The organism is Burkholderia sp. Ac-20379, assembly GCF_017104645.1.
Classification (GTDB): Bacteria; Pseudomonadota; Gammaproteobacteria; order Burkholderiales; family Burkholderiaceae; genus Burkholderia.
Map to the genome: position 1 here is coordinate 1 of NZ_JAAGPF010000368.1, position 6,429 is coordinate 6,429.

Genomic DNA, 6,429 nt, shown 5'->3' on the forward strand with positions numbered 1-6,429 from the left:
CGCGTTCACGCGCCCGAGCCTGGCCGGCGTGAGTGCCGCCGCCGCGGCGGGGCTCGGCGTGACGGTGCGCACGCGTTACGGGTTGCCGGCTTCGGTGCGGCCGCTCGAGGCGGCCGCGCAGGGCTTGCCGGATTTGCCGCCGGTGCCGCTGGTGCTGTTGCGGCGCGCCGAATCGCGCACGCCGACCGCCGACGCGTTGATGCGGATCGTTCGGCACGCGGTGAGCGGCGCGGCGGTTTCGGATGCGGCGGAGGCGGCGGATTCGGCAGAGGCTACCGGGCATTCGCTTGCGGCTTGAGCCTTGGGGCGGATGCGCCGCTTCGTCCGGCGGGTGTCGCAGGCCGGGGCAGGCGGTGCGCGGCTGCCACTGCCGAGCGCCGACTGCCAAGCGCCCAGAGCCCAGAGCCGAGAGCCGAGAGCCGAGAGCCGAGAGCCAGCCACCGCGTCCTTCTCCCCCTCACACCCCCTTCAACGCCACCTCCACCGCCCCAATCACCCCCCGCATCCGCGCCCGCAGCGCCTCGCTCGCCGGCACGAACGGCAACCGCAATCCATCCTCACAGCGCGCCTGCGCCGCCAACGCGGCCTTCACCGGCGCCGGGTTCGGCTCCTCGAACAGCACCCGCACCAATGGCTGCAGCGCCACCGCGATCCGCCGCGCGCCGGCCCAGTCGCCCTGCTGCACGCACCGGTAAGCCCGCACGTGCCACTCGGGCAACAGATGCGCCGAGCTCGCGATCGCGCCGTGCGCGCCCACGCAGAGCGCCGCGAAGTTCTGGTTGTCGTCACCGGAGAACACGCGCAGCGGCGTTTCGTGGGCGAGCCGCATCATCCGGTCGATCGAGCCGCCGCATTCCTTGATGCCCGCGATACGCGCATCCTCGGCCAGCGCCTTCAGCGTATCGAGCTCGACGTTCACGCCGGTGCGGTACGGGATGTTGTAGACGAGCACGGGCAGATCGGCGGCCTGCACGATGGCTTCGAAGTGCCGGCGAATGCCGTCCTGGGTCGGCCGCACGTAGGTGGGCGGCGTGACGAGCAGGCCGTCGGGCGCGAGCTCGGCCAGCTCGCGGGCGCGCGCGACCGCGCCCTGCGTCGCGCTGTGCGACAGGCCGAGCACGATCGGCACGCCCGGCGCGGCGGTGCGCAGCGTCGCGAACACGGCGGCCTGTTCGGCGGCGTCGAGCAAGGCGCCCTCGCCGGTGGTCGCGCAGGCCACGAAGCCGGCGATGCCGGCCTCGGCGTAATGCCTCGCGAGCCGCGCGAGCGCGGCGTGATCGACGGCCTCGCCTGCGAGCGACGTGAACGGTGTGACGATCGGCAGCCAGATGCCGGAAAAATCGATGGACATGCAAACCTCGGTGGGAACGTGGTGAAGGAAACGTTCCGCCGGCGGGCGCCGGACCGGGGTGATGAGGCGGGCGCGAGGCCCGAGTGGATTCCCGTCCGGCTGTTCGCCTGACGGGACGCGACTCCCCGTCAGTCGAGAAGTCGTTTTTTCAGTTTCAGCACGGCCGCGCGTGCGACCACGGCCGCGTCGAACGAGCGGGCGAGGCGAACAAAGCGCGGGAACGAAGGCATCGCGAACGACGACATGAACGTGAACCGTGAAGAAACGAGCAGGCATCTTAGCATCGGCCCACGCGCGCTGACCAGCGCCGGGCAGCGCAAATCGGCCCGCACCCGCCAAATGACTTTTGGTTGTGACCTAAGGACGAACGAGTCTTAGGGCGCGCGTGCCGGGCTGGCTACAATCGCCGCTTACCAATGGCTGACAGACCACACAGGGGATAGCACTCGATGAATCAGACGCAAGGGATCGGCCGCTGGCTGACGATCGCGGGGACGGCGGCGATGCTTGTCGCGACGGTGGCGGCCGCGCCGGCCGCGCACGCGGACACCGCGCTGCTGAACGTGTCGTACGACGTGACGCGCGAGCTCTACAAGGACATCGACGCCGGCTTCATCGCCGCGTGGAAGCAGAAGACGGGCGAGACGGTGTCGATCCGCCAATCGCATGGCGCGTCGAGCGCGCAGGCGCTGTCGGTGCTGCAGGGCCTGCAGGCCGACGTGGTGACGATGAACCAGCCGAACGACATCGACCTGCTGGCCGATCGCGGCCAACTGCTGCCGAAGGATTGGCGCAAGCGCTTGCCCGACAGCAGCTCGCCGTATTCGACCACCATGGTGTTCCTCGTGCGTCACGGCAACCCGAAGCAGATCCACGACTGGAGCGACCTGGCCAAGCCCGGCGTGCAGGTCGTGATCGCGAACCCGAAAACCTCCGGCAACGGCCGCTACGCGTACCTGGCCGCCTGGGGCTACCAGAAGCTCAAGGGCGCGAGCGACGCGCAGGCGATCGATTTCGAGAAGGCGATCTTCCGCAACGTGCCGGTGCTCGATTCGGGCGGCCGCGGCGCGACCACCACGTTCACGCAGCGCGGCATCGGCGACGTGCTCGTCACGTTCGAGAATGAAGTGGCGCTGATGGATGCGGGCGCGAACGGCGAGCAGTTCGACGCCGTCTACCCGTCGGCCAGCATCCTGGCCGAGCCGCCGGTGGCGATCGTCGACAAGGTGGTGGACAAGAAGGGCACGCGCAAGGTCGCGCAGGCCTACCTCGATTACCTGTATTCGCCGGCCGGGCAGGAGATCATCGCGAAACATCACCTGCGCCCGCGCGACGCGGCCGTGCTCAAGCAGCACGCGGCCGAGTTCAAGTCGCTCAAGACGTTCAGCGTCGAGCAGATCTTCGGCAGCTGGGACAACGTCCAGAAGGTGCACTTCGCCGACGGCGGCACGTTCGACCAGATCATCGTCGACCGGAAGTAAGCGCGGCATCGAAGCAGCCAGACGCAAGGACAAGGCGGGAGCGCGCAGGCGCTGCCGCCTTTTTCATTGGTGCAGCGCAATAACCCCGGATGCACAAATCTTGCGAGAAATTTCACTCGATATCGGCCGAAAACCTCGGTGAATTTTCTCGGATCGGCCGATCGGTCAGGGGATCAGGAAAAACATTTCTCGCGGGCGGGCAAAAAATAGCGAAAAAACCGCCGCGCTCCGGGCACGCCGAACCGGCGCGCCGGCGCCGACATCCGGAGACACCCCCATGACCGCCCGCCCGCCGCTCGACGGCACACCCGCTCTCGCCGATTACCGGCTTGCCGACAACCTCACCGCCACCCGCGGCCGCGTGTTCCTCACCGGCACCCAGGCGCTGGTGCGCCTGATGCTGATGCAGCGCCAGTGCGACACCGCGCGCGGCATCGAGTCGGCCGGATTCGTGAGCGGCTATCGCGGCTCGCCGCTCGGCCTGGTCGATCAGCAGATGTGGAAGGCGCAGGCGCTGCTCGACGCGGCGCGCGTGCGCTTCCTGCCGGCCATCAACGAGGAACTGGGCGGCACGGCCGTGCTCGGCACGCAGCGCGTCGAGGCCGACGCCGAGCGCACCGTCGAGGGCGTGTACGCGATGTGGTACGGCAAGGGCCCCGGCGTCGATCGCGCCGGCGACGCGCTCAAGCACGGCAACGCCTACGGCGCGTCGCCGCACGGCGGCGTGCTGGTGGTGGCGGGCGACGATCACGGCTGCGTGTCGTCGTCGATGCCGCATCAGAGCGACTTCGCGATGATGGGCTGGCAGATGCCGGTGCTCAATCCGTCGAACATCGCCGACATGCTCGAATTCGGCCTGTACGGCTGGGCGCTGTCGCGCTTCTCGGGCGCGTGGGTGGGCTTCAAGGCGATCTCGGAGACGGTCGAATCGGGCTCGACCGTCGATCTCGACGCGCTCGTCACGCACTGGCCCGAGCCGCCGCCGTTCGCGGCGCCGGCAGGCGGCCTGCACAACCGCTGGCCCGACCTGCCGAGCCTGACGATCGAGGCGCGGCTCGCGGCCAAGCTCGACGCGGTGCGCCACTTCGCGCGCGCGAACAGCATCGACCGCTGGATCGCGCCGAGCCCGCACGCGAGCGTCGGCATCGTGACCTGCGGCAAGGCGCATCTGGACCTGATGGAAGCGCTGCGGCGGCTCGACCTGAGCGCGGCCGACCTCGACGCCGCCGGCGTGCGGATCTACAAGGTCGGGCTGTCGTTTCCGCTCGAAACCACGCGGCTCGAGCGCTTCGTCGAGGGCCTCGACGAGGTGCTCGTGATCGAGGAGAAGGGGCCGGTGATCGAGCAGCAGATCAAGGCGCATCTATACAACCGCACGTCGGGCGCGCGGCCGCGCGTGATCGGCAAGCACGACGCCGGCGGCGCGCCGCTGCTGTCCGCGCTCGGCGAGCTGCGCCCGTCGCGCGTGCTGCCGGTGTTCGCCGACTGGCTGGCCCGGCACCGCCCGGCGCTCGACCGGCGCGCGCGCGTGGTCGATCTGATCGCGCCGGCGATCCTGTCGAACGCGGCCGATGCGGTGAAGCGCACGCCGTATTTCTGCTCGGGCTGCCCGCACAACACCTCGACGCGCGTGCCGGAAGGCTCGGTCGCGCAGGCCGGCATCGGCTGCCATTTCATGGCGTCGTGGATGGAGCGCGACACCACCGGCCTGATCCAGATGGGCGGCGAGGGCGTGGACTGGGCCGCGCACGCGATGTTCACGCGCACCCGCCACGTGTTCCAGAACCTCGGCGACGGCACCTACTTTCATTCCGGGCTGCTGGCGATCCGGCAGGCGGTGGCGGCGCGCGCCACGATCACCTACAAGATCCTCTACAACGACGCGGTGGCGATGACGGGCGGGCAGCCGGTGGACGGCAGCCTGTCGGTGCCGCAGATCGCGCGGCAGGTGGAGGCCGAGGGCGTGTCGCGCTTCGTGGTGGTGTCCGACGAACCGGAAAAATACGACGGCCTGCGCGCTGCGTTCCCGCGCGGCACGAGCTTCCATCATCGCGACGAACTCGACGCCGTGCAGCGCGAACTGCGCGACACCGACGGCGTGACGGTGCTGATCTACGACCAGACCTGCGCGGCCGAGAAGCGCCGCCGCCGCAAGAAGGGCGAGTATCCCGACCCGGCCCGGCGCGCGTTCATCAACGAACAGGTGTGCGAAGGCTGCGGCGATTGCGGCGTGCAGTCGAACTGCCTGTCGGTGGAGGCGGTGGAGACGCCGCTCGGCCGCAAGCGCCGCATCGATCAGTCGTCGTGCAACAAGGATTATTCGTGCGTGAACGGCTTCTGCCCGAGCTTCGTGACGGTCGAGGGCGCGGCGCTGAAGCGGGCGGCCGGCATCGCGTTCGACGAGGCCGCGCTGGCCGCGTGCGTGGCGGCGCTGCCGCTGCCGCTGCCCGCCGCACGGCTCGAGGCCGCGCCGTACGACATGTTGGTGACGGGCGTGGGCGGCACCGGCGTGGTGACGGTGGGCGCGCTGATCAGCATGGCCGCGCATCTGGAGGGCCGCAGCGCGTCGGTGCTCGATTTCATGGGCTTCGCGCAGAAGGGCGGCGCGGTGCTGTCGTACGTGCGGATCGCCGCGCGCGACGCGTGGCTGAACCAGGTGCGCATCGACACGCAGCAGGCCGACGTGCTGCTCGCCTGCGACATGGTGGTGGGCGCGAGCGCCGAGGCGTTGCAGACGGTGCGTCACGATCGCACGCGCATCGTCGTCAACACGCATCCGATCCCGAACGCCGCGTTCGTGCGCGATCCCGACGCGAGCCTGCATACGGGCGCGCTGCTCGACAAGATGCATCACGCGGCCGGCGATGGGCGCGTGTCCGCATGCGACGCGCAGGCGCTGGCCGTCCGGTTCCTCGGCGATTCGATCGGCGCGAACATCCTGATGCTCGGCTTCGCGTGGCAGCACGGGCTGGTGCCGGTGTCGCTGGCGGCGCTGATGCGCGCGCTCGAGCTGAACGGCGTGGCGGTCGCGGCGAACCGGCTGGCGTTCTCGATCGGGCGCATGGCGGCCGGCGATCCGGACGGGCTCGAGGCGTTGTGGCAGGCGCGTCATCCGGTGAAGGCCGCCGCCGCGCCGCGCACGCTCGACGAACTGGTGGCGGACCGTGCCGCGCGGCTCGACGCCTACGGCGGGCGGCGCGTGGCGGCGCGCTATCGCACGCTGGTGGACGCCGCGCGCGCCACTGGCGACGCGCACATCGCCGAAGCCGTGGCGACCGCGTTCTACCGGCTGCTGGCCGTGAAGGACGAATACGAGGTGGCGCGGCTCTACAGCGACGGCAGCTTCCGCGCCGCGCTCGGCGAGCAGTTCGACGGCGTGGCCGGGCGCGATTACCGGATCCATTTCCATCTGGCGCCGCCCGCCACGGCGAAGGCGGCGCACGGCGAGCGCCCGAAGAAGCAGCGTTTCGGCGGCTGGATGTGGCCCGTGCTCGGCCTGCTGGCGCGTTGCCGCGGCCTGCGCGGCACGCCGTTCGATCCGTTCGGGCGCACCGCCGAGCGCCGCATGGAGCGCGCGCTGGCCGACGATTACGCCGT

Annotated in this window: 3 protein-coding genes and 1 pseudogene; 3 read left to right on the forward strand and 1 reads right to left on the reverse strand. The window is 70.3% G+C overall.

Annotated elements, in window-relative coordinates; all coding sequences use genetic code 11:
- Window positions 1–298, forward strand: a pseudogene (locus G3N92_RS29090) (LysR family transcriptional regulator); the annotation flags it as partial.
- Window positions 299–457: 159 nt separating this feature from the next.
- Here G3N92_RS29090 and dapA read toward each other — a convergent pair.
- Window positions 458–1,351 carry a 4-hydroxy-tetrahydrodipicolinate synthase gene (gene dapA, locus G3N92_RS29095; RefSeq protein ID WP_206131029.1) on the reverse strand — a complete coding sequence of 298 codons (894 nt, stop codon included), beginning with the start codon at window positions 1,349–1,351 and terminating at the stop codon, window positions 458–460.
- 449 nt (window positions 1,352–1,800) lie between these two features.
- On the opposite strand from dapA, the gene G3N92_RS29100 reads away from it, so the two are divergent.
- Together G3N92_RS29100 and G3N92_RS29105 are read left to right on the forward strand one after the other, a co-directional pair.
- The gene (locus G3N92_RS29100) at window positions 1,801–2,832 is read left to right on the forward strand and encodes a sulfate ABC transporter substrate-binding protein (RefSeq protein ID WP_206131030.1); all 1,032 of its coding nucleotides are present in this window, start codon (window positions 1,801–1,803) and stop codon (window positions 2,830–2,832) included.
- 277 nt (window positions 2,833–3,109) lie between these two features.
- Window positions 3,110–6,429, forward strand: a 3,320-nt coding sequence (locus G3N92_RS29105) for an indolepyruvate ferredoxin oxidoreductase family protein (protein ID WP_206131031.1), incomplete at its 3' end; no start/stop codon positions are given.

Excerpts from the sequence above, each read along its gene's own strand:
- G3N92_RS29100 (WP_206131030.1), top strand. The coding sequence starts at position 1,801 with ATGAATCAGACGCAAGGGATCGGCCGCTGGCTGACGATCGCGGGGACG.
- dapA (WP_206131029.1), bottom strand. The coding sequence starts at position 1,351 with ATGTCCATCGATTTTTCCGGCATCTGGCTGCCGATCGTCACACCGTTC.